Below are 21,864 nucleotides of genomic sequence, written 5' to 3' on the forward strand. Positions count from 1 at the left end.
AAGATCGATCCCGCACGACCGGCCACCCGCGTAACGTCACCCCGGCTGACTCGTTGTCGGCGCGGGAGCATCGGTGAGCAATGACGGCGGGGCGTACGTGCGCCCGCGAGGACAGGCGTGGGGCAACGAGGCCCAACGCGCGGTCCTGCATGCCATCGCCGAGGACGTCGCCCGGCGCTCGCGGCACCGGGTGGCGGCCATCGAGGTCCTCCGCTCGGACGGCAACCTCGAGTTCGTCGCGATCGCGGGCGACGACGACGCGCGGGACCAGCTGCTGGGACGTGCCGCGCCGCTGGCGCTGGACAAGATCATCGCGTTCGGCACGCACATCGGCGGCTGGGTCCACGTGCCGGAGGAGCGGGTTGACGAGGAGACCCGGGCCTGGATGGCGCAGTACGGCCACACCCCCGACCTGCCCCCGTCCGACGCGCCGGACGGCTGGCGCGCCGAGGACCGGCTGGTGCGGCTGCTGCAGAACGAGGACGGCGACCTGCGGGCGACCCTCTACCTCGACGAGCCGCTGTCCGGGCTGCGTCCGACGGCCGAGGTGGTCGACGCCATCAACGCCGAGGTCGAGGTGATGTACGAGGCCGTCGTCAGCATCGTCGAGCGCGAGCTCTACGGCGAGCAGGTCCGCATGGTCACGCAGGCCCGCACCGCGATCCAGAGCATCCGGCCCGGCCTGGGGGTCGACGACCTCCTGGCCGAGATGGCCGACGCCATGGTCGCCGTCATGGCGCTCGACAGCGTCGACGTCCTGCTGGCGGGCGCGGGCGCGCCGGAGCTCGAGCCGCACACGGCGTCGCTGGAGGCCGACATGCGCGAGGTCTGGCTGCGGGGCGGTCACGTCGTGCTGGAGCCGGCGCTGGCGTGGGGCGTTGCCGACGACGCGATCCCGACGCCCGAGGTGATGCGGCGGCTCATGGAGCGGCGCGGGCTGGGCTCCTGGCTGCTGGTGCCCATCGGGATGGGGGAGGAGTACCTCGGGACGATGGGCCTGGGTCGCACGGTGGGCGGCGCCCGCTGGATCGACTCCGAGATCAACGCCGCCGCCGCGGTGGCCAGCGACCTCGCGCAGGTCGTCCTCGACGCCCGGCTGATGGAGCGCGAGCGCACGCTCAACGCCGAGCTGCGCGCCATCAGCGACTACCGCCGCGACATGGTCAACACCCTGGCGCACGAGCTCCGCAACCCCGTGAGCGTGCTGTGGACCCACATCGAGATGCTCGGCCAGCTGGGCATGGTCTTCGGCCCGATGCGTGAGTCGATGGCGGCGATGGACCGCGCCACCCGCCGGATCGAGGACATGATCGAGGACCTCCTGGCGCTCGCCGCGGCCAGCGACCCGACGCGTGCGACCGAGCCGGTCCCGGTGGACTTCTCGGCCTTGGTGGACGAGGTCTGCGACTTCATGGCGTCCACGGCCGAGCGGGCCGGGGTGGAGCTGCGCACGACCGTCGTCGACGACCTGGTCGTGACGGGCGAGGAGAAGGGCCTGCACCGGCTGGTCACCAACCTGCTGTCCAACGCGGTGAAGTACACCGGACCCGGTGGCAGCGTGACGGTCACCCTGGCGCCCGACACCCAGCAGGGGCGCGACGTCGTCCGGCTCACCTGCTCGGACACGGGCATCGGCATCGACGCCGCCGAGCTCGCGCACGTCTTCACGCCCTTCTTCCGCTCGGCGAGCCCCGACGCGCGCCGGCGTCCGGGCACCGGTCTGGGCCTGGCGATCACCGAGCGGGTGGCCGACCGCCACGACGGCACGGTCGAGGTCGAGTCCGTGCTCGGCGCCGGCACGACGTTCACCGTGACGCTGCCGCTCGCGGGACCCGTCGGCGTACGTTGAGCGGGTGCTCCCCGATGCCCTCGTCGCCGCGCTGGTCCAGGCCGTGCTCGCGGTCACCGCGCTGCCCGTGGCCCCGGTCGAGCCGGCGGCCGCCCCAGTCGCGGTCCAGCCCAGCACCGACGGGACCCAGCCCGCACCGGCCACCGGCCCCGGCAGCGTGCCGCCGGCGTGGCTCGGCACCCGCGTGCTGCCCGAGGACCCGGCGACCGGCTACGGCGAGGTCCGTCCGACCCCGCCGGTGATGCGCGAGCGCCGCTGGACGCTGCCCGACGACGTCCGCATGCTGCCGGGCTCGGGGTTCGCGAGCAGGGTGGTCTCGCCGGCGCCGGCCCACGTCGTCCGGCGCTCGACGTGGAAGCCGGGGTGCCCCGTGGCGGCGAGCGACCTGGCCTGGCTGCGGCTCGCGTTCTGGGGCTTCGACGGCCGCCGGCACACCGGCGAGCTGCTGGTGCACGCCTCGGTGGCCGCCGACGTCGTGCAGGTCTTCCGCGCGCTCTACCGCGTGCGCTTCCCGCAGGAGCAGGTCGGCATCGTCCGGTCCTACGACCCGGACGCCCCGAGCACCGGCGACGGCAACGGCACGGGCGCGTTCGTCTGCCGGCCCTCGACCGGGGCGACGTACTTCTCCCAGCACGCCTACGGCCTCGCGCTCGACCTCAACTCCTTCCAGAACCCCTACGCCAAGGGCGAGGTCGTGCTGCCCGAGCTCGCCTCCTCCTACCTCGACCGCCGCCGGGTGCGGTCGGGGATGGTCACCGCCGACGGCCCGGTGGTGCGCGCGTTCGCGCGGATCGGGTGGGAGTGGGGCGGCGCGTGGCGCTGGTCGAAGGACTACATGCACTTCAGCCAGAACGGCCGCTAGGGCACCTCTGCCGGCTCCCGGTGGCGTCGGGGCGACCGCTCGCCCACCGCGGCGACGGGTGCTGCGAAGGTCAAGACCTGTCGAAAGCGCCCCGGGACGCTTCGGGCCGCCCCTACCATCGCAGTGGCGGGCCGAGGGGGACGTCCGCCGGTCGACACGCCCGGGAGGGGGGTGCACCATGCGAGACCTGAGCTGGGGCGGACCCCGGGCGCGCGCACTGCTGCACGACATCGCGGCGGACGCCGCGGCGCGGGCCGGGTTCAGGGTCGCCGCCATCGAGGTCGTGCGCCCGCAGGGCCTGCTCGAGTTCGTCGCGATCACCGGCGAGCCCGAGGGCTCGCGCCAGCTGCTCGGCACCGGCTCGCGCCTCGAGGACATGGTCGCCGCCATCGGTGGCGGCGAGGCCTTCGGCTCCGTCACCTTCGTCGCGGAGGAGTCCTACGCGCCCGGGCTCGAGGAGCGCCTGCGGGACGGCTCCTGGATCCCGGACATCCCCCGCACCGACGACCCCGGCGACTGGCAGCCGCTCGACATGCTCGTCGCCGAGGTCCGCGACGAGCGCGGCAGCCTGCGCGCGCTGTTCTACCTCGACGAGCCGTTCGGTCTCAAGCGCCCCTCCCGCGCCGAGCTCGAGGCCTTGTCGCCGTCCCTGTCGCTCACCCTCAGCACGGTCGTGACCGTGATCGAGCGCGAGGAGTTCGCCCACCTCGTGCGCAGCATCCGCGCGGCCCGCCGGGTCGTGCAGTCCAGCCCCGCGCGCCACGACGTCAACCACCTGCTGCGCGAGGCGCGGGAGACGCTCCTCGACGCGCTGGCCGTCGACGAGCTGGAGATCCACGTCTTCCTCGACGAGGAGGTGGACCAACCCGACAGCCTCGGCCTCGAGATCGACGGCGCCGTGTGCCGGGCGCTGCACCAGGCGGCGGCCCGGGCGTGGACCGAGCAGCGGGTGGTGATCATCGAGCCGGGCCAGGTGTGGGGCGACACCGCCCTTGCCGCCGAGCACGCCGACTGGTTCACCGCGCCGCTGCTGCAGCTCGGCTACGAGGCGCTCGTCATCGCGCCGATGGGTGTCGACGACGACGTCCTGGGCATGCTGCTGTGCGCGCGGCGCACCGGCTCCCGGCGTTGGACCGACGGGGAGGGGCTCGCGGCGCTCGAGCTCGGGCACGACCTGGGCCGCGCCGTCGCCAACGCCCACGCCACCCAGCGCGAGCGGCGCCTGCTCGAGGAGCTGCGCGAGCTCGAGGCGGCCCGCCACTGGTTCCTGCGCGAGCTGACCCACGAGATCAACAACCCGATGACCGTCATCGCGGCCAACGCCGAGTTCCTCGCCACCAACCCGGCCGCCGACGACCGCGACGTACGCCGTGCGCAGGCGATCCTGCGGGGCACCGAGCGCCTCGGCGACCTGCTCCAGGGGCTCTCGATGCTGTCGCGGGTGAGCGACCCGCACCGCCCGCCGACGATGGAGCGCTTCGACCTCGTCGGCGTCGTCGAGGAGACCATCTCGTCGATGGCGGCCGTCGCCGAGAAGGCCGGCATCACCCTCCACGTCGTCGGCGACACCACGGGAGCCTTCGTGCTCGGCGACGTGCGCGAGATCGCCGGCGCGGTCACCAACCTCGTCGACAACGCGGTGAAGTACTCCGACCCCGACCACGAGATCTGGCTGGGGGTCGAGCGTCGGGAGGACGGCGGCCTCACGTTCAGCTGCCGCGACGAGGGGATCGGCATCTCCGAGGCCGACCAGGCCAACCTCTTCGCCCCGCTCTTCCGCTCGACCAACGACCAGGCGCTCCTCCGCCCCGGCACCGGGCTCGGCCTCGGCATCGTGCGCGAGATCATGCAGCGCCACGGCGGCTCGGTGGAGATCAGCTCGGCGCTGGGCCACGGCACGACCGTGCGCCTGCACTTCCGGCCCTAGCGCGGCCCCCGAGCCCGGCCCCGGCCCGACGACCCGGTGAGCACCTCGCCGACCCAGGCCGGCACCAGCCGCGTCGCGGGACCGGTGCGCGACTCCGCGAAGTCGGTCGCGCCCGCACTCGGCTCGAGGTTGAGCTCGAGGGTCGCGCCGCGGGCCCAGTGCACGAACGCGGCCGCCGGGTAGACCAGGCCCGAGGTGCCGATCGAGACGAAGAGGTCAGAGTGCTCCAGCGCCTCCTCGACGACGTCCATGCCGTAGGGGAGCTCCCCGAACCACACGATGTCGGGGCGCAGCGTCGCCGCGCCGCACGCCGGGCACGGAGGCCGGTCGGCCAGCGGGCCCGACCAGTCGTGCCGCTCGTCGCAGGTCGTGCACCACGCCGAGCGCAGCCGCCCGTGGACGTGGTGGACCCGTCGCGAGCCGGCCCGCTCGTGGAGGTCGTCGACGTTCTGGGTGACGACCAGCAGGTCGTCCCCGAGCTCCGCCTCGAGCCGCGCGAGGGCCCGGTGGGCGGCGTTGGGCTCGACCCGGGAGAGCGCCGCCCGCCGCTCGTCGTAGAAGCGCTGCACGAGGTCCGGGTCGTCGGCGTACGCCTCGGGGGTCGCCACCTGCATGGGGTCGTGGCCCTCCCACAGCCCGTCGGCGTCACGGAACGTCGGCAGCCCGCTCTCGGCGGAGATCCCGGCTCCGGTGAGGACGACGATGCGCGTGTGGCGAGCCATGCCCCAGTCCTACCAGCCGTTCACCCTCAGGGGTGCCGCCGCGTGGAGCGCGCCTCCGCACTCCGGTAGACAGACCGCCATGACGGACTTGGGAGGGACGTCGGACGCTGTCGCGTTCGAGGGAGAGTGGCACGGTCCGGTGGTCGCGACGTCGGTGCACGCCGGCCACGGGCTGAGGCCCGAGATCGCCGAGGCGATGGTGCTCGAGGAGTCCGAGCGGCTGCGCGAGGAGGACCCGCACACCGACCGCATCGCGGCCGTCGTCCCCGACCGGGTGGTGACGTCGCGGTCCCGCTTCGAGGCCGACCTCAACCGGCCGCGCCGCGAGGCGGTCTACCGCAAGCCCGAGGACTGCTGGGGGCTCGAGGTGTGGCGCGACGGCGTGCTCTCCGACGAGCTCTTCGAGGGCAGCCTGGCGACCTACGACGCCTTCTACGACGCCCTTGCGCCGCGCCTCGACGCTCTGGCCGAGCGCGGCCCGTTCGTGCTGCTCGACGTGCACTCCTACAACCACCGCCGCGACGGGGCCGACGGCCCGCCGGCCCCGGCGGTCGACAACCCGGAGGTCAACGTCGGCACCGGCAGCCTCGACCACGACCTGTTCGGTCCGCTGGTCGAGCGCTTCACCGCCGACCTCCGTGACGCGTCCGTGGGCTGCGGTCCGCTCGACGCGCGCGAGAACGTCGCCTTCGAGGGCCGCAACCTCGCGTGGTGGGTGCACGACCGCTACCCGCGCGTGGGCTGCGTGCTAGCGCTCGAGTTCAAGAAGACGTTCATGGACGAGTGGTCGGGCGAGGTGGACGAGGGTCGCCTCGAGGCCGTCCGGAAGGGCCTCGCCGCCGCCCTGCCCGGGCTCCACGACGAGCTGGAGAGGCTGAGGTGAGCGACGAGGATGAGCATCCGTCGCTGAGCGCCGCCGACCTCGCCGTCGACCACCGCCTCTCGCTGCTCGCCCAGAGCTTCCGCTTCCTCCTCGACGTCACGCCCGTCGACGCCGACGACCTGCGCGACGACTTCCTCGAGGGCCGGGACCGCGACCCGGTCTTCACCTACCGCGAGCTCGAGACCGACCCGGCCGTGGTGCGTGCCGAGCTGGACGGGATCACCCCGGGCGAGGTGGAGGACCCGGTGCTCGCGCAGCTCCTGCGCGCCAAGCACCGGGAGATGGAGCTCCAGCTCGACATGCTGGAGGCGCGCAACACCGACGACTTCCTGCCGCTCAGCGTCGAGCTGTACGGCGCCGTGTCCCCCGCGCTGCGCACCCGGGCCGAGGCGCTGCTGACGGACATCACCCGCACCGAGCCGAGCGACGACCCGCTGGACGCCGACGAGTTCCTGGCGCTGGCCGAGGAGGAGATCGCCCGCTACCGCGCCGAGGACCCGGACCTCGACATGCACGCCGAGGTCCGCTCGGACGTCAACGGCGTGATGGTCTCCGGCGACGTGCTGCTCATCGGTCCGGAGACCAAGGTGCAGCGGGCGCGGGCCCAGGCCCTGCTGCACCACGAGGTCGGCACGCACCTCGTGACGCAGGCCAACGGCAGCCACCAGCCGGTCAAGGTCCTCGGCGTCGGGCTCGCCGGCTACGACGAGACGCAGGAGGGCCTGGCCGTCCTCGCCGAGATCGCGTGCGGCGGGCTGACGGCGTTCCGGCTGCGCCAGCTGGCCAGCCGCGTCGTGACCGTGCACCGGATGATCGGCGGGGCGAGCTTCGCCGAGGCGCACGAGGCGCTCGTCGCGGACGACTTCCGCGCCGGCAGTGCCTGGACCACGGTGATGCGGGTCTACCGCTCCGGCGGGATGACCAAGGACGCGATCTACCTCCGCGGCCTCGTCGAGCTGCTCGACCACCTCGGGTCGGGCGGCTCGCTCGACCGGCTGTGGCTCGGGAAGTTCTCGCTGCGCGACCTGCCCCTCATCGGCGACCTCGAGGACCGCGGGCTGCTCCGGCCGCCGCGCGTCCTGCCCCGATACCTGCACGACCCGGACGCCCACGCCCACCTCGCGCGGGCGGCCGGGACCGAAGACCTCAGCACACTCCTGGAGGAGCACGCATGAAGATCGGGTTCGTCGTCAACGACATCGAGACGGAGAAGGCGGAGTACACGACCAACCGCCTGGCCATGGCGGCCAAGGAGATGGGCCACGAGGCCTGGTACATGGGCATCGGCGACTTCGCCTACGAGCCGGACGGGTCGCTGAGCACCCGGGCCCGGGCCGGTGACGCCAAGACGTACCGCTCCCTCGAGCGCCACCTCGCCGACGTGCAGAAGCCTGACGTCGAGCAGCTCCTCGGGCTCGACGAGTTCGACGTCGTCATGCTGCGCAACGACCCGGCCGACGACGCCGAGTCGGACCCGTGGCGCAACAACGCGGGCGTCGCCTTCGGCCAGCTGATCGCCTCGAGCGGCGTGCTCGTGGTCAACGACCCGACCAGCCTTGCCAACGCGCTGTCCAAGGCGTACTTCCAGCACTTCCCCGAGGTGGTGCGGCCCCGGACCCTCATCTCGCGCGACCAGGGGATGATCGAGGCCTTCATCAAGGAGCTCGGCGGCAAGGCCGTCCTCAAGCCCCTGCAGGGATCCGGCGGCGCGGGCGTGTTCCTCGTCGACCGCAAGGAGGCGCCCAACCTCACGCAGATCATCGAGGCGATCTCCCGCGACGGCTACGTCGTGGCCCAGGAGTACCTCCCCGAGGCGGTCAACGGCGACGTCCGCCTGTTCGTGATGAACGGCGAGCCGCTGGTGCACCAGGGCGAGTACGCCGCCTTCCGCCGCAGCAACAAGACCAAGGACATCCGCTCCAACATGTCCGCCGGCGGCACGGCCGAGAAGGTCACCGTCACCGACGAGATGCTCGCGATGGTCGAGGTGGTGCGCCCCAAGCTGGTCGCCGACGGCATGTTCCTCGTCGGACTCGACATCGTCGGCGACAAGCTGATGGAGATCAACGTCTTCAGCCCGGGCGGCCTCGGCAGCGCCCAGGCGCTCTACGACGTGAACTTCGCCCCGGCGGTCATCGGCGAGCTCGAGCGCAAGATCAACATCCGGCGGCACTACCCGGAGATCGACAACCACAGCCTCGCGACGAGCTGAGGCTCACGCCGGCAGCCCCCGGGTGGCACCGGGTGGCGCGGCGACCGGTCACTGCAGGAGCGGCGGGTGGAGGTGCTTGGTCGTCCCGGCCCGGAAGAGCCGGGCCGGTCGCCCTCCGTCACGGGTGGTGGTCGCCCCGGTCGGCTCCAGGAACCCCGCCGTCCCGGTGACCTTGCGGTGGAAGTTCCGCGGGTCCAGGGACGTGCCCCACACGACCTCGTAGACGTGCCGCAGCTCCGTGACCGTGAACTCCTCGCCGCAGAACGCCGTCGCCAGGGGTGTGTACTCGAGCTTCGCGCGTGCCCGCTCAACGCCGTCGGCCAGGATCGCCGAGTGGTCGAAGGCCAGCGCGTCGTCGGTCCCGAGCAGCCGGCTGACCGGCTGCCACCGGGCGTCCGCCGCGTCCGTCCCCGCAGTGGGCGTGGGCAGGTCGGCGGCCAGGGCGATGTAGGCCACGGTCACGGTGCGCATCCGCGGGTCCCGGTCGGGTGCGCCGTACGAACCGAGCTGCTCGAGGTGGAAGCGGTCGGCCGAGAGACCGGTCTCCTCCCGGAGCTCGCGCTCCGCGGCGTCCGGCAGGTCCTCGTCCGGCCGGAGGAAGCCGCCCGGCAGGGCCCACCGACCCCGGTGCGGCTCCTCCCCTCGACGGATGGTCAGCGCCTGCAGCTGGTCGTCCCGCACCGTGAGGACCACGAGGTCGACGGTGACGGCGACGGGGGCGTGCTCGTCGGGGTCGGTCATGACGGCAGCCTACCGACTTAGTGTCGACTTGACGAGAACTGGCCAGGGTAGTTATCGTCATAGTGACATTAACACCGGACAAGGAGCACCTGTTGGCTGACATCGCCCGCTACCCCTTCGCTCGCCACCTCCGCGGCTCGAGCACCACGCACGTCGGTCACGTCCGCAACGGCAGGACGATCCACGCCGGTGTCGGCGCCTCGTTCTGGTTCCGGCCGCTCAGCGCGGTCCGGCACGAGGTGCCCGTCGATGACCGGGAGCTGCCGCTGCTGTTCCACGCCCGCACCAGCGACTTCCAGGACGTCACGGTCCAGGCCACCATCACCTACCGCGTGACCGACCCCTCCACGGCGGCCGGTCGCATCGACTTCTCCATCGACCCGGAGACCGGCGCCTGGCGCGGCACCCCGCTGGACCAGGTGGCGGGGCTGCTGACGGAATCGGCCCAGCAGTACGCGATCGACATGCTGGCCACCGTCGACCTGACCGACGCGATGGCCGGCGGTGTCGGGCCCGTGCGCTCGGTCATCACCGACGGCCTGAGGGCCGACGAGCGACTGGCCGAGACCGGCATCGCCGTGGTCGGCGTACGAGTGGTCGCGGTCCGCCCCGAGCCCGAGGTCGAGAAGGCCCTGCGCACCCCGACCCGCGAGCGCGTGCAGCAGGAGTCGGACCGGGCGACGTTCGAACGACGGGCGCTCGCCGCCAAGGAGCTCGCGGCCCACCTGCCCGCGATCGACACCCTCGTGCTGAGCCCCGACCTGGTGAGCACCGCGCTGGCCCAGCTGGCCGGCGGGCGGACGGCGGCGTCGTGAGCCTCGCGCCCCGCGTCGTCGTGGTCCACCGGCGCACCGAGCTCGACGAGCTCGTGGCCACCCACGGGACGCGCGGTCAGGCGGCCTTCTTCCTCAGCACCCGCGGACGCGACATCGCCGAGCTGGAGGAACGTCACCGACTGACCCGCGAGGCGCTCGACACGGTGGCCGCCGCGATCCCGGTGGACTGGCGCCGGGGCAGCGTGGAGCGCGGTGACGTGTCCCGGTTCCTGTTCTCACCCGACGACGTCATCGTCGTCGTCGGGCAGGACGGGCTCGTGGCCAACGTCGCCAAGTACCTCGACGGCCAGCCGGTCATCGGCATCGACCCGGACCCGGCACGCAACGCCGGCGTGCTGGTCACGCACGCCGCCGGCGACCTGCCTCGCCTGCTGCGGAGCACCGACCGCGTCACCCGGCACACCATGGTCCGTGCCACCCTCGACGACGGCCAGGAGCTGCTCGCCCTCAACGAGGTCTTCGTGGGCCACCCCAGCCACCAGACGGCTCGCTACGACCTCCTGACACCCGAGGCGGCGGGGGAGTCGCAGGCGTCGTCCGGGATGATCGTCTCGAGCGGCACGGGTGCCACCGGGTGGTGCCGCTCGGTGGCTCTGGAGCGCCGCAGCCCGATCACGCTCCCGGGTCCGGAGGAGCCGCGCCTCGTCTGGTTCGTCCGCGAGGCGTGGCCCTCGCCCGCCACGGGGACCGTCCTGACCGAGGGTGAGCTCACGGCCGGCGAGCTGGAGCTGACGGTCAGGTCCGACCGGCTGGTCGCCTTCGGGGACGGCATCGAGGCGGACGCCCTCACGCTGACCTGGGGCCAGACGGTGCGGATCGGACGTGCGACCACCGTGCTGCGACTGGTCGCCTGATCGGACCGATCAGTAGTACCAGGGGTACGGCGACCAGTCGGGCTCCCGCTTCTCGAGGAACTGGTCGCGGCCCTCCTGCGCCTCGTCGGTCATGTAGGCCAGCCGCGTCGTCTCGCCGGCGAAGAGCTGCTGGCCGACGAGGCCGTCGTCGAGGAGGTTGAAGGAGTACTTCAGCATCCGCTGGGCGGTGGGCGACTTGCCGTTGATCTTCCGGCCCCAGTCGAGGGCCACCTTCTCGAGGTCGGCGTGGTCGACGACGCGGTTGACCGCGCCCATGCGGTGCATCTCCTCGGCGTCGTACTCGTCGCCGAGGAAGAAGATCTCGCGGGCGCGCTTCTGGCCGACCTGCCGGGCGAGGTAGGCCGAGCCGTAGCCGCCGTCGAACGAGCCGACGTCGGCGTCGGTCTGTTTGAACCGCGCGTGCTCGCGGCTGGCGAGCGTCAGGTCGGCGACGACGTGCAGGCTGTGCCCGCCGCCCGCGGCCCAGCCGGGGACGACGCAGATGACCACCTTGGGCATGAAGCGGATGAGCCTCTGGCACTCGAGGATGTGGAGGCGGGCGAGCCGCGCCTTGTCGATGGGGTTGGGCTCGGACCCGGCGTCGCCCCCGGTGCGCGGCTCGGTGCCCGCGGTCTCGTACTGGTAGCCGGCCCGGCCGCGGATCCGCTGGTCGCCACCGGTGCAGAAGGCCCACTTGCCGTTCTTGGCGCTCGGACCGTTGCCGGTGAGGATCACGCAGCCGACGTCGGCGGACGTACGACCGTGCTCGAGGGTGCGCAGCAGCTCGTCGACGGTGTGCGGCCGGAACGCGTTGAGGACGTCGGGGCGGTCGAACGCGATGCGGACGGTGCCGTGCTCGCGGGCCCGGTGGTAGGTGAGGTCGGTGAGGTCCTCGAAGCCGGGCACGGCGTCCCAGGACTCGGGGTCGAAGATCTCGCTCACGCCCTCGATCGCACTCATGGCGCGAGGGTAGTGGGGAGGCGCTGGAAGTTCGCCGCCGCCCGTGGTGTTGTGGGGGCATGGCACTGACTGGAACCTATGTCCCGAGCTCGGCCGAGTGGGTCCGCAACCAGGTCGCGGAGTACGAGGCGTCCGACGGCGAGCGGGCCGGCACGCTGCCCGGCACGAAGTACCCGATCGTCGTCATCACGTCGGTCGGATCGTCGTCCGGCAACCTGCGCAAGAACCCCGTCATGCGGGTCGAGCGCGACGGCGCCTACCTCGCGGTGGCGTCCAAGGGTGGGGCCCCCGAGGACCCGGCGTGGGCCGACAACTTCCGCAAGCACCCGGAGGTGGAGCTGCAGGACGAGGCGGAGAAGCACGTCTACCGGGTCCGCGAGCTCAGCGGGGACGAGCGCGCCGACTGGTGGCAGCTGGCCGTCGAGACCTGGTCGACCTACGCGTCCTACCAGGAGAAGACGGACCGCCAGATCCCGCTGTTCCTCCTCGAGCGCGCCTGACGGATCAGCTCGGCTGGGGCGGGGTCGGGTCCGCGCCCTCGACGACGGCCTCGTCGTCGCGGTCCCCGTCGTGCACCACCGCCTCCGGGTCGGGATCGACGTGGGCGGGGGCCTCCGGCTCCAGCCGCTCGGTCGACTCGTCCTCGGCGTCGATGTCGACGTCCGTGGGAGCCTGCTGGTCACCGTCGTTGATGCTCATCGCGCGGTCCTTCCGTGTCGGATCACCGGATCGCTCGCGTACCCGCTCCACCGCGGCGCATGCGTCGGGCGACCTGCGGCGCGGGCGTACGCGCGTCAGCGGTGAGTGAGGCAGCTTCTCGAGCCGCAGAACCTGCCTCACTCACCGCTCGACAGGAGCCGGAGTACGACGCCCGTGTCAGGCGTGGCTGATCGTCATGGCCAGCCCCAGCAGGTGCTCGAGGCGGGCGAGCTCGGAGTCGAGGAACTCCGGGCCGCCGCGGCGGCCGATGAGCACGAGGTCGCGGCCGAAGGGGGCCGCGCACTCGACGTAGATCTCGTGGTCGGGCAGCCGCGTCGGGGCGGTCACCTCGTCGAGGTCGAACTCGGTGGGTGCGGCGTCGGTGGCGTGGGCGACTGCCCAGCCGTCGCCGTCGCGGCGCAGGCGCGCGGCCCAGTCGACGCGGAACGTGATGGGCAGCAGGTCGATGAGCCGGTCCTGCGCGTTGGCCGGGTCCTCGGTGAGCGCCTCGACGACCTCGAGGTCGAGGAAGAGGTTGCCGCCGGCGGCGTAGCGGTTGACCCACAGCACGCTGACGCCGTCGAGCACGCTGCACGCCGAGACGATGGAGTCGGGCATGGTGCCCGGCGCGATCTCCAGCAGCACGTCGTCGACCGCGAAGCCGTCGCGCTTCTCGACGATCTCGATCGCCTCGATGTCGCCGCCCGCCTCACCGATCGCGCTCGCCACGCGACCGAGCGAGCCCGGGACGTCGGGCAGCTCCACGCGGATCAGGTAGGGCATGCGTGGAGGCTATCGGGGATCTGTGTCTGCGACGTCTCAGCCATCCGACAGCCGGGCACGCAGGCCGCTGGCGCGCAGCGCCTGCCGCGCGATCGCCGCCCGCACCGCCGACTCGGAGCCGATCACCCGCACCTTGCGCTGCGCGCGCGTCACCGCGGTGTAGAAGAGCTCGCGGGTCAGCAGCCGTGACTCCTCGTCGGGGAGGAGGACGGTGATCTCGTCGGCCTGGCTGCCCTGTGACTTGTGGATCGTCATCGCGTGCATGGTGTCGACCTCGCCCAGCCGTGACGGCGCCAGCTCGAGGTGGCCGACGCCCGTGGCGATCGCGGCCCGCGGACCCGCCGCGCCGGCCACGACCACGCCGGTGTCGCCGTTGTAGATGCCGAGGGAGTAGTCGTTGGACGACACGAGGACCGGACGACCGAGGTAGGCCGCGTCGTGCACCGAGACGCCGGTCTCGACGGTGAACCACTGCTCGATGCGGCGGTTCCAGTGGCGTACGCCGAACGGGCCGTCGCGGTGGGCGCACAGCAGGCGGTGCCGGTCGAGGGCGGCGAGCGCCCGCTGCGCGTCACCGGCCACGGCGGCGTCGTGCACCGCGAGGGCGTGGGGGAGCACGGCGGAGCGGATCGTCGACGCGGGGTCGCCCTCGGGCACCCACTCGACGGCCCCGCCACCGGCCCGCAGGGCCGCGACGGCCGCGTCGGCGTCGCCGAGCCGCAGCGCCTCGGCGAGCCGGCCGATGTCCTCGCCGTAGCGGTGCGCCGTGGTGAGGGCCGCCACGGGGCTGTCGGGGCGGTGCTCGTAGCCGCGGACGAGGTCGGTGAGCACGGCGCCCGCGTCGACCGAGCTGAGCTGGTCGGGGTCGCCCACGAGCACCAGCCGGGCCTCGGGACGCACGGCCTCGAGCAGCCGCGCCATCATCGTCAGCGAGACCATCGAGGCCTCGTCGACGACGACGAGGTCGTGGGGCAGCCGGTTGCCGCGGTGGTGGCGGAAGCGGGTGCTGTTGCCGGGGTGCTGGCGCAGGAGGCGGTGCAGCGTCATCGCGCCGACGTCGGCGAGGCGGTCCTGGTCGGCCCCGCCGAACCGGGTCGCGGAGTCGCGCACGGACTGCTCGAGCCGCGCCGCGGCCTTGCCGGTCGGGGCGGCCAGCGCGATGCGCAGCGTCTGGCCCCGCGCCTCCGCCTGCTCGACCAGGACCGCCAGCAGGCCGGCGACCGCGGTCGTCTTGCCCGTGCCGGGACCGCCGGTGACGACGGTCGTCGCCTGCGTCGCCGCCCGGCGGCAGGCCTCTCGCTGCTCGTCGGACTCGGCGCTCGGGAACACCCGCGCCAGCGACCGGTCGAGGAGCGAGGTGTCGACGGCGTGCGTCACGCGGCTGCGGTCGCGCAGGTCGTGCAGGACCTGCGTCTCCTGCTCGTGGTAGCGGTCGAGGTAGACCAGGCCGTGCTCGAGATGGACGACACCCGAGGCGACCACCCGGCTGGACGAGACGGCGTCCGTCCACGCCGACGGCTCGGGCCACGGCACGTCGACGTCCGGCAGCGTCGCCGGGACGGCTGGGAGGTCGAGGCAGACCGAGCCGTGGCGGACGGCCCGGACCGCGAGGGCGACGGCGAGGAGCACCGCCTCGTCGCGCTCGCCCGTGACCCGCCCCAGGTTGGTGGCGACGTGGACGTCGGCGGCGGTCAGCACCCCGGCGAGGTTGAAGGTGCGGAGCAGGCCGGTGGCGTTGACGGCCAGGTCGCGGTCGTGGGCGTCGACCGGTTCGAAGGTCTCGCTCATCGGCGCACGACCCCGTCGAGCAGGTCGGACAGCTCCTCGACCAGCGGGACGGGCGGCCGCCACGAGAACACGCCGCACGGCATCCCGTCGACCACCGGGGTCTCCGGGCCGCACATGCCCCGGAGGTAGAGGTAGAGCACGCCGCCGAGGTGGGTGGCCGGGTCGTAGCCGGGCAGCCGCCACCGCAGGTAGCGGTGGAGCACGACGGTGTAGAGCAGTGCCTGGAGGGGGTAGTCGGAGTGGGCCATCGCCTCGTCGAGCATCTCGGGGCGGTAGTCGTGTGCCGTCAGCGGCTGATCGATCGGCCCCAGCCAGTTGGTCTTGTAGTCGACGGTGAGGAAGCGCTGGGCGCCGTCCACCTCGAGGCGCAGCACGACGTCGATCGAGCCGGTGAGGTAGCCGCGCAGCGACTGGGCGGCGAGGTCGGGGTCGCCGTCGAGGGCGTCGGCGTAGACCCGCACGGCGTCGCCCTCGGGCAGGTGTCGGCGCAGCAGCGGTGCGAGGTCGCCGAGGCGTACGTCGGCGGGCGCGGCCACCGTGTCGCCACCGGCCAGCGGCACCTCGAAGTCGAGCTCGCGCAGCCGGTCGGGCAGGCCCAGCGACAGGAGGGTCCGGTCGCCCGCGAGCGGCCCGAGCGGGCTGCTGCACACGGCGACCAGCGCGTCGGCCAGCCCGCCCGGGTCGAGCTCGACCGGCCACCAGACCAGCTGCTCCTCGACCAGCCGCAGCAGCTCGGCGCGGAAGTCGTCCGCGGCCGGGTCGGCGTGCTCGAGCACCGCGTGGACCAGCGACCCGAAGGTCGCGCCGACCGGCAGGTCCGCCATCGGCGACGGCACCGAGGCGGCGCCCGCGTCGCTGCCGTCGACGACCAGGCCGCCCAGGTCGGCGGTCACGTCGTCGAGGGTGGTGTCCGAGTCCTCGTCGGGCACCAGCTCGGGCTCGGACAGCGACGCCGCCGCCGCGTGGGCGGCGCTGGCCGCCGACAGCGAGGAGTAGGAGGTGCGGCGCCACGACGTGTCGACCGACCGGCCGAACGACCGCACCGACAGCGCCTCGGTGGAGCGCTCGAGCGGCGTGGGGTCCGGTGGCGTGAGGGCCGCGAGCTCGACGCTGGGCCCGCCGGCGTCCTGCCACGCCGCGAGGATCGCGAGCAACCGGTCCTCGTCGACGAGGGCCTGGCTGTCGGGCACGGGCGCCATGCCGGGGCGACGCCCGAAGAGCATCCGGTGCAGCGGCGAGTCGGGGGTGTTGCGGTCCGCGGCGGCGTACCAGGCCACCACCTGCGACTGCGCCCGTGTCATGGCGACGTAGAGCAGGCGGAGCGACTCGCCGGCGTCCTCGCGCCAGTGGCGCCCCACCGCCTCGCGGTGGAACGCGCTCGGGCCGCCGACGTCGCGGCAGCGCCGGCCCTCGTCGTCGTGGAAGAGCGGGATGGCGGGGTCGCGGCCGGTGTAGCGGTTCCACAGCGTCGGCAGGTAGACGACGGGGTACTGGAGGCCCTTGCTGCCGTGGATGGTGACGAGCTGGACCGCGTCGGCGTCGGAGTCGAGGCGGCGGGTGCGCTCGGAGGACACCTCGAGCTTGTCGTCGGCCACCTGCTCGCGCAGCCAGGCGAGCAGCCCGACGAGGCCGAGCCGCTCCTCGGTGGAGACCCGCAGCAGCGACTCGCCGACGTGGCGCAGGTCGGTCAGCGTGCGCTCGCCACCGACGCGCGCGAGCACCCGCGCGGTGAGGCCGTCGACGGCGGCGACCTCGACCACGGCGGCCACGCCGCGGTGCGTGAAGACGTCGGTGAGCGTGCGGACGCGCGCTGTGAGCTCGTCGGTCAGGTCGTCGCCGCCCGCGTCGAGCGACTGCGCGGTGTGCCCGAAGAAGGACGTCAGCGCCGCGGCGCGCACCCGGTCGGCGCGGTGCGGCTGCTCGAGCGCCTCGAGCAGGGTCAGCCACTCGCCCGCGGCGGGCGTGTGGAAGACCGAGCCGCCTGCGTTGACCACCGACGGGACGCCGACGAGCGCCAGGGCGTGCTGCACCGCCTCGAGCTCGTTGCGCCGAGCCGCCAGCACCGCCACGTCGCCGGGCTCGAGGGGTCGGCCCTCGAAGGTCGGCCCCGACTCGAGGAGGCGCTTGATGTCGTGGGCGGTGTCGGTGACGACGTGGTCGCGCCACACGGCGACCGGTGGTCGGGAGCGGGGTCCCTTGCCGAGCTCGGCCCGGCGCACGACCCGCAGCCGGAACGGAGCGCCCGCCCCCTGGAGGCGGGACTCGTCGAGGTGGGCCTCCACCGGGTGCACCACGATGCGCTCGTCACCGAGCTGCGCGCCCTGCAGGACGGCGTGGACGGACCGCAGGAGGGGGCGGTCAGAGCGCCAGTTGACCCCGAGCGTCTGGGTCGTCGTGGCGGTCTCGGCCGCCTGGAGGTAGGTGACGACGTCACCGCCGCGGAACGCGTAGATCGCCTGCTTGGGGTCGCCGATGAGCACCATGGTGGTCGTCTCGGAGAACGCGCGCCGGAAGACCTGCCACTGGACCGGGTCGGTGTCCTGGAACTCGTCGATCAGCACGAACTTCCACCGGTGCCGCATGCGTCGGCGCGCAGCGGCGGAGGTGTCCTCGAGGGCGTCGGCGAGCTGGCTGAGCAGGTCGTCGTAGCTGAGGATCCCGAGGCGTCGCTTGCGCCGCTCGACCTCCTCGAGCACGTCGCACGCGAACCGCACGCGCATCGCGGCGGTCGAGTCGGGAGCGTCGGTGAGCACCGCCGCCGGCTCGACGCGCGCCCGCGGGTCGTTGGTGACGGAACGGGCGAGCTCCAGGGCGTCGGCGCGGCTCCACGGCGGGTCGGCCTCCGCGCCGAAGCGCGCGAGGTAGAGGTCGTCGACCGCCTCCGTGGTCAGCTCCTCGAGGTCCTCGACCAACGTCGCCGACGCGTCGGTGTCGCCGGCGACGCCGAGGCTGCGCAGCACGAGCTGGCAGAACTGGTGGATGGTCGCGATGGTCGCGGCGTCGAAGGACACCAGTGCCGAGGTCAGCCGTTCGAGGCGCGCGCCGACCGCGCCGGCGGAGGCGTCGAGCAGCCAGTCGTGGAGCCGGTTGTCGGGGTGGCGGGTGGACGGGTCGGTGAGGAGCTGGACGGCCTCGTCGAGCTGTCGGCGTACGCGCTCACGCAGCTCCTGGCTGGCGGCCCGGGTGAAGGTGACCACGAGCATCTCGTCGAGGCGCACCTGCCCCGAGGCGATGTGCTTGGTGACGAGGGCGGCGATGGCCCAGGTCTTGCCGGTGCCGGCGCTGGCCTCGAGCAGCGTGGTGCCCGGCCGGAGCTCGGCGGCGATGTCGAAGGTGTCGATCGGCATGCTCACAACCCCCGCACCTGCTCGTGGCCGGTGTCGATAAGCGGACCCCACAGGCGCCACGCGACGTGGCCCAGCCGGTGCGGTCCGTCCTCGCCGGCGCCCGCGGGCCCGGCGAGCAGCGTGTAGTCGGCGTGCTCGCCGAAGGCGCGCACGTGCCACGGGTCGGCGTCCTCCTTGGCGAAGCCGGAGTCGTTGAAGCGGGGCGTCTCCCACTCGGCGCGCCCCTTGAGGTCCGGGTCGCCGTCACTCCCGGCCCGCACGCGCCGCCACTCCTCGGCCCACGCCAGCGACGTCCTCACCGGCAGGGGGAGCGGCTCGCGCTGTCCGGCGTCGAAGAGGGCGACGAGGTCGCGCAGCCACTGCACGGCCTCGTGCTGGGCGAGGGGGCCGATCTGCTGCACCTGCCCGCCCGAGCGGTGCTTGCCGATGGTGTGGACGGTCCAGTTCTCGTCGGGGAGCCCGGCCGCGAGCGCCAGTGCGTTGATCCAGGCGGCCAGCCGGTGCTTCGCGCCGAGGTTGGAGAAGGAGACGGTGACGGCGTTGTTGCCCCACACGTCGCCGACCGTCCCGGAGAGCCGGCGGCCGGCACCGAGGTCGACGTCGACGTCGAGCGTGCGGTGGGCGCCGCGCCGGAGGGACTGTGCGGTCTCGACCAGCGGCCGGGCGTTCTTGACGATGTCGGTCAGGACGCCGACCCCGAGGCCGAGCGGCGGCAGCGTGCCGCTGAGCTGCTCGGCCATCATCGCGGACTGCGGGTCCGCTCCCGCCATCACGTTGGTGACGATCCGGTCGCCGACCGCCCACTTCTCCAGCGCGTCGAGGGTGATGGGGATGGCGTCCTTGACCTCGTCGGCGGCGTAGGGGCGCGCGATCCGCAGCCGGCGGAAGAAGCCGCGCACCGGGTGGGCGAAGAAGTCCTGGAGGTCCGCGAGCGAGACGTCGGGCGCCACCGGCCCCGGGGCGGGCAGCGGCGACGGCACGAGCACGCCCACCGGCGCCCGCTCGCCGCGCGCCGCGCGGGCGCCGGCCAGGGCGAAGCGGTCGAACGTGAAGGCGCCGCGCTCGCGCAGGGACCCGTCGACGAAGTTGGCCTCGTCGAACGGCTGGAGGGGGTGGTGGGTGACCACGTGGGAGCGGACGGGAGCGGCGGCGGTGCGGTCGAGCGCGTCGAGCAGCTCGCCCAGCGGGACCGCGGGCGGGCGCTCGGCGCCGGTGTGCTCGCCGCGACCGGTGTAGGTGATCACCAGCGTGTCGGTCGCTGCGGTGATCGCGTCGAGGAAGAGCTGCCGGTCCTCCGCGCGGAGGTCGCGCTCACCGGTGCGCGGTCGGCGGGCCAGGACGTCGTCGCCGTCCACCGTGGAGACGCGGGGGAAGACGCCGTCGTCCAGCCCGACCAGGCAGACCACCCGGTGCGGGACGGAGCGCATCGGCACCATCGTGCAGACCGTCAGCGTGCCGGTGCGGAAGTTGGCGCGGGTGGGCCGCCCGCGCAGCCGCTGCTGCAGCAGCGCGCGTACGTCGGCCTGCCGCAGCGTGGTGCCGCTGTCGCCGGCGCCGGCCGCGATCCGGGCCACCTCGCGGTCGAACTGGGCCACCTGCCACACCTCGGTGAGCGGCGTGGAGGTCAGGCGGTGCACCGCGTCGGACAGCGCCGTCGTCCAGTCGGTGACGGTCCGCGCCCGCTCGGCGCTCTCGACGAAGTCGTGCAGCCGCTCGACGAGCTCGGCGAAGCGGCCGACCAGGTCGAGGTCGCCGTCGCTCACGTCGTCCACGGGGACCGTGCCGGAGACCTGGCGGTGGTCGAGGCCCGACATCGCCGCACCGAGCAGCACCCGCCTCAGCCCGGTCACCCACGTGTTGGCCTCGAGCCCGTCGAGCCCGAAGGTGCCGCGGTGCTGCGCGTCGTAGCCCCAGCGGATGCCGCTGACGCCGACCCAGTGGGTGATCCGCTCGAGCTCCTCGTCGCCCAGCCCGAAGCGCGCCCGCACCGGGTCGGCGCCGGCCACGTCGAGCACCTGGCTGGCGGTCATCCGGCCCCGCACCAGCTCGACGAGCTGCGCCGCGAGCGCCAGCAGCGGGTTGGTGGCCACGAGCGACCGGTCCGCCAGCCGGACCCGCAGCTGGTGGCCGGGGTGCCCGGCCCCCTCGCCCGCCACGTCGGCCATGCCGACCGCCGCGGAGATCAGGGGGGCGTAGGTCTCGATGTCGGGGACCATCACGAGGATGTCGCGCGGCTCGAGCGGCTCCTGCCGCGGGTCGTCGACGCTGTCCTGGAGCAGCCCGACGAGCACCTCGCGCAGCACGTCGACCTGGCGCGCGGCGCCGTGGCAGGCGTGGACCTGCACGGAGTCGTCCAGCCCGGTGCGGCCGGCGCGCTCCTGCGCCGTCGGCGCGGAGTTGGCGCGGAGGTCGTGCTGCAGCCAGCCGAGCAGCGTGCCCTTCGCCGGCGGCGCGGTGGCCGCCGGGGTGCTGGGCAGGTCGCCGAGGGTGCGGCGCAGCTCGCGCGCGTCGCGGCCGAGCGACCCGAGGAGGGGGTGGCCCACCACGGCCGCGGACGTGTCGGCCGTGCGCGGCACCTGCCCCTCGCGGGCCGCGGGGGCCAACGCCTCCCACAGCGCGGTCGAGGCCTGCGGCAGCCAGAGGTGCACCTCGCGCAGCTCGCCGAGGGCGGACAGGAGCGACACCTCCGTCTCCGGGATCCGGGTGTGCCCGAACAGCGACAGCCGCGGCGGGAGGTCGAGCGTGTCGCCGCCCGAGCGGAGCCGCTCGACGGTGTCGGCGTGGCGGACGTGGGGAGGAGGAGCGGGCACCACGTCGACCAGGCGGCGCCAGAGGGCGGCCTGCCAGAGCAGGTCCTGGTCGAGCTCGCCCCCGGCGCCGTCGGTGCGGCGGCCCTCGCGCCACTCGCTGAGCAGGGCCGGGCGCTGCACGGCGTAGGAGGAGAAGAGCCCCGCGAGCCGGCGCGCAACGGCGTAGCGGCGGGCGGAGCGGTCGTCGTCGGGATCGCCGCCGCCGAGGTGGTGGGTGAGGTCCTCGAAGCCCGCGGTGCCCATCACCTCGTCGATGACCTCGAGCAACGGCCACGCCAGGCGGTCGGGGCTCCACGGGTCCTCCGTGTCGCGGTCGAGCAGCATCGACACCAGGGAGTGCGGCGTCACGAAGTCGACGCCCGCGCAGACGCCGTCGCCCCCGCGCGTCCCGGTGCCGAGCCGGTGGGAGAGCCGCTGGGTGAGCCAGCGCTCGACCCCGCGGGCGGGGACCACCACGACCTCGCGGGCGAAGGGGTCCGCCAGCGGGGTGACCAGCAGGTCCGCGAGCCCGTCGGCGAGCGCGTCGGTGCGCTCGGCGGTGTGCAGGTGGAGGGTCACGGGCGCCACCCTATGAGCGGCGACCGACACCCG

Annotated in this window: 17 protein-coding genes; 9 read left to right on the plus strand and 8 right to left on the minus strand. The window is 73.6% G+C overall.

Features of this window, described 5'->3' with window-relative positions; all coding sequences use genetic code 11:
• The first annotated feature begins 73 nt into the window (after positions 1 to 73).
• From HN031_RS22270 to HN031_RS08240, 3 genes are all read left to right on the plus strand, one after another.
• Complete coding sequence (locus HN031_RS22270) at positions 74 to 1,849, plus strand: HAMP domain-containing sensor histidine kinase (protein ID WP_172268736.1); 1,776 nt, start codon at positions 74 to 76, stop codon at positions 1,847 to 1,849.
• A 4-nt stretch (positions 1,850 to 1,853) separates the two neighbouring features.
• Positions 1,854 to 2,711 carry a M15 family metallopeptidase gene (locus tag HN031_RS08235; protein ID WP_367650700.1) on the plus strand — a complete coding sequence of 286 codons (858 nt, stop codon included), beginning with the start codon at positions 1,854 to 1,856 and terminating at the stop codon, positions 2,709 to 2,711.
• A 178-nt stretch (positions 2,712 to 2,889) separates the two neighbouring features.
• Positions 2,890 to 4,638, plus strand: a complete 1,749-nt coding sequence (locus HN031_RS08240) for a GAF domain-containing sensor histidine kinase (protein WP_172268739.1) — start codon at positions 2,890 to 2,892, stop codon at positions 4,636 to 4,638.
• Here the strand turns inward: HN031_RS08240 and HN031_RS08245 are convergent.
• Positions 4,635 to 5,360, minus strand: coding sequence for an NAD-dependent deacylase (locus tag HN031_RS08245; protein ID WP_172268742.1), 726 nt, complete (start codon positions 5,358 to 5,360; stop codon positions 4,635 to 4,637). The two genes, HN031_RS08240 and HN031_RS08245, sit on opposite strands and share 4 nt — an antisense overlap.
• 79 nt (positions 5,361 to 5,439) lie before the next feature.
• On the opposite strand from HN031_RS08245, the gene HN031_RS08250 reads away from it, so the two are divergent.
• The 3 genes from HN031_RS08250 to HN031_RS08260 are packed head-to-tail and all read left to right on the plus strand — an operon-like array spanning position 5,440 to position 8,455.
• A complete protein-coding gene (locus tag HN031_RS08250) occupies positions 5,440 to 6,243 on the plus strand; it encodes an N-formylglutamate amidohydrolase (RefSeq protein ID WP_216652087.1) in 804 nt (267 codons plus the stop codon).
• On the plus strand, positions 6,240 to 7,418 hold the full coding sequence (locus HN031_RS08255) for a tyrosine/phenylalanine carboxypeptidase domain-containing protein (protein ID WP_172268745.1): 1,179 nt from the start codon (positions 6,240 to 6,242) through the stop codon (positions 7,416 to 7,418). Before HN031_RS08250 ends, HN031_RS08255 begins: the two co-directional genes overlap by 4 nt.
• Positions 7,415 to 8,455 (plus strand): glutathione synthetase, encoded by a 1,041-nt coding sequence (locus HN031_RS08260; protein WP_172268748.1) that lies wholly within the window; start codon positions 7,415 to 7,417, stop codon positions 8,453 to 8,455. The genes HN031_RS08255 and HN031_RS08260 overlap by 4 nt, the downstream gene beginning before the upstream one ends.
• 48 nt (positions 8,456 to 8,503) lie before the next feature.
• Here the strand turns inward: HN031_RS08260 and HN031_RS08265 are convergent, their stop codons facing one another.
• Positions 8,504 to 9,196, minus strand: a complete 693-nt coding sequence (locus HN031_RS08265) for an NUDIX domain-containing protein (RefSeq protein ID WP_172268751.1) — start codon at positions 9,194 to 9,196, stop codon at positions 8,504 to 8,506.
• Between the two features lie 92 nt (positions 9,197 to 9,288).
• On the opposite strand from HN031_RS08265, the gene HN031_RS08270 reads away from it, so the two are divergent.
• Positions 9,289 to 10,011 carry an SPFH domain-containing protein gene (locus HN031_RS08270; protein WP_172268754.1) on the plus strand — a complete coding sequence of 241 codons (723 nt, stop codon included), beginning with the start codon at positions 9,289 to 9,291 and terminating at the stop codon, positions 10,009 to 10,011.
• Positions 10,008 to 10,886, plus strand: coding sequence for a hypothetical protein (locus HN031_RS08275; RefSeq protein WP_172268757.1), 879 nt, complete (start codon positions 10,008 to 10,010; stop codon positions 10,884 to 10,886). The genes HN031_RS08270 and HN031_RS08275 overlap by 4 nt, the downstream gene beginning before the upstream one ends.
• Before the next feature lie 9 nt (positions 10,887 to 10,895).
• Here the strand turns inward: HN031_RS08275 and HN031_RS08280 are convergent, their stop codons facing one another.
• Positions 10,896 to 11,846 (minus strand): 1,4-dihydroxy-2-naphthoyl-CoA synthase, encoded by a 951-nt coding sequence (locus tag HN031_RS08280; RefSeq protein ID WP_172268760.1) that lies wholly within the window; start codon positions 11,844 to 11,846, stop codon positions 10,896 to 10,898.
• A gap of 59 nt (positions 11,847 to 11,905) precedes the next feature.
• On the opposite strand from HN031_RS08280, the gene HN031_RS08285 reads away from it, so the two are divergent.
• Positions 11,906 to 12,346 (plus strand): nitroreductase family deazaflavin-dependent oxidoreductase, encoded by a 441-nt coding sequence (locus HN031_RS08285; RefSeq protein WP_172268763.1) that lies wholly within the window; start codon positions 11,906 to 11,908, stop codon positions 12,344 to 12,346.
• Positions 12,347 to 12,350: 4 nt separating this feature from the next.
• Here HN031_RS08285 and HN031_RS08290 read toward each other — a convergent pair whose 3' ends face one another.
• From HN031_RS08290 to recC, 5 genes are all read right to left on the minus strand, one after another.
• Positions 12,351 to 12,545: a hypothetical protein gene (locus HN031_RS08290; protein WP_172268766.1), complete on the minus strand. Its 195-nt coding sequence runs from the start codon at positions 12,543 to 12,545 to the stop codon at positions 12,351 to 12,353.
• Between the two features lie 177 nt (positions 12,546 to 12,722).
• Positions 12,723 to 13,328: an ACT domain-containing protein gene (locus tag HN031_RS08295; protein WP_172268769.1), complete on the minus strand. Its 606-nt coding sequence runs from the start codon at positions 13,326 to 13,328 to the stop codon at positions 12,723 to 12,725.
• 36 nt (positions 13,329 to 13,364) lie between these two features.
• A complete protein-coding gene (gene recD / locus HN031_RS08300; RefSeq protein WP_172268772.1) occupies positions 13,365 to 15,116 on the minus strand; it encodes an exodeoxyribonuclease V subunit alpha in 1,752 nt (583 codons plus the stop codon).
• Positions 15,113 to 18,463, minus strand: a complete 3,351-nt coding sequence (locus tag HN031_RS08305; RefSeq protein ID WP_172268775.1) for a UvrD-helicase domain-containing protein — start codon at positions 18,461 to 18,463, stop codon at positions 15,113 to 15,115. The genes recD and HN031_RS08305 overlap by 4 nt, the downstream gene beginning before the upstream one ends.
• A 2-nt stretch (positions 18,464 to 18,465) precedes the next feature.
• Positions 18,466 to 21,831, minus strand: a complete 3,366-nt coding sequence (gene recC, locus HN031_RS08310; protein WP_172268778.1) for an exodeoxyribonuclease V subunit gamma — start codon at positions 21,829 to 21,831, stop codon at positions 18,466 to 18,468.
• Between the last annotated feature and the right edge of the window lie 33 nt (positions 21,832 to 21,864).

This window comes from Nocardioides sp. zg-1308 (assembly GCF_013155375.1).
Taxonomy (GTDB): domain Bacteria; phylum Actinomycetota; class Actinomycetes; order Propionibacteriales; family Nocardioidaceae; genus Nocardioides; species Nocardioides renjunii.

Excerpts from the sequence above, each read along its gene's own strand:
- recD (WP_172268772.1), bottom strand. The coding sequence starts at position 15,116 with ATGAGCGAGACCTTCGAACCGGTCGACGCCCACGACCGCGACCTGGCC.
- HN031_RS08305 (WP_172268775.1), bottom strand. The coding sequence starts at position 18,463 with ATGCCGATCGACACCTTCGACATCGCCGCCGAGCTCCGGCCGGGCACC.
- HN031_RS08280 (WP_172268760.1), bottom strand. The coding sequence starts at position 11,846 with ATGAGTGCGATCGAGGGCGTGAGCGAGATCTTCGACCCCGAGTCCTGG.
- HN031_RS08250 (WP_216652087.1), top strand. The coding sequence starts at position 5,440 with ATGACGGACTTGGGAGGGACGTCGGACGCTGTCGCGTTCGAGGGAGAG.
- HN031_RS08245 (WP_172268742.1), bottom strand. The coding sequence starts at position 5,360 with ATGGCTCGCCACACGCGCATCGTCGTCCTCACCGGAGCCGGGATCTCC.
- HN031_RS08285 (WP_172268763.1), top strand. The coding sequence starts at position 11,906 with ATGGCACTGACTGGAACCTATGTCCCGAGCTCGGCCGAGTGGGTCCGC.
- HN031_RS08240 (WP_172268739.1), top strand. The coding sequence starts at position 2,890 with ATGCGAGACCTGAGCTGGGGCGGACCCCGGGCGCGCGCACTGCTGCAC.
- HN031_RS08290 (WP_172268766.1), bottom strand. The coding sequence starts at position 12,545 with ATGAGCATCAACGACGGTGACCAGCAGGCTCCCACGGACGTCGACATC.
- HN031_RS08260 (WP_172268748.1), top strand. The coding sequence starts at position 7,415 with ATGAAGATCGGGTTCGTCGTCAACGACATCGAGACGGAGAAGGCGGAG.
- HN031_RS08295 (WP_172268769.1), bottom strand. The coding sequence starts at position 13,328 with ATGCCCTACCTGATCCGCGTGGAGCTGCCCGACGTCCCGGGCTCGCTC.
- HN031_RS08265 (WP_172268751.1), bottom strand. The coding sequence starts at position 9,196 with ATGACCGACCCCGACGAGCACGCCCCCGTCGCCGTCACCGTCGACCTC.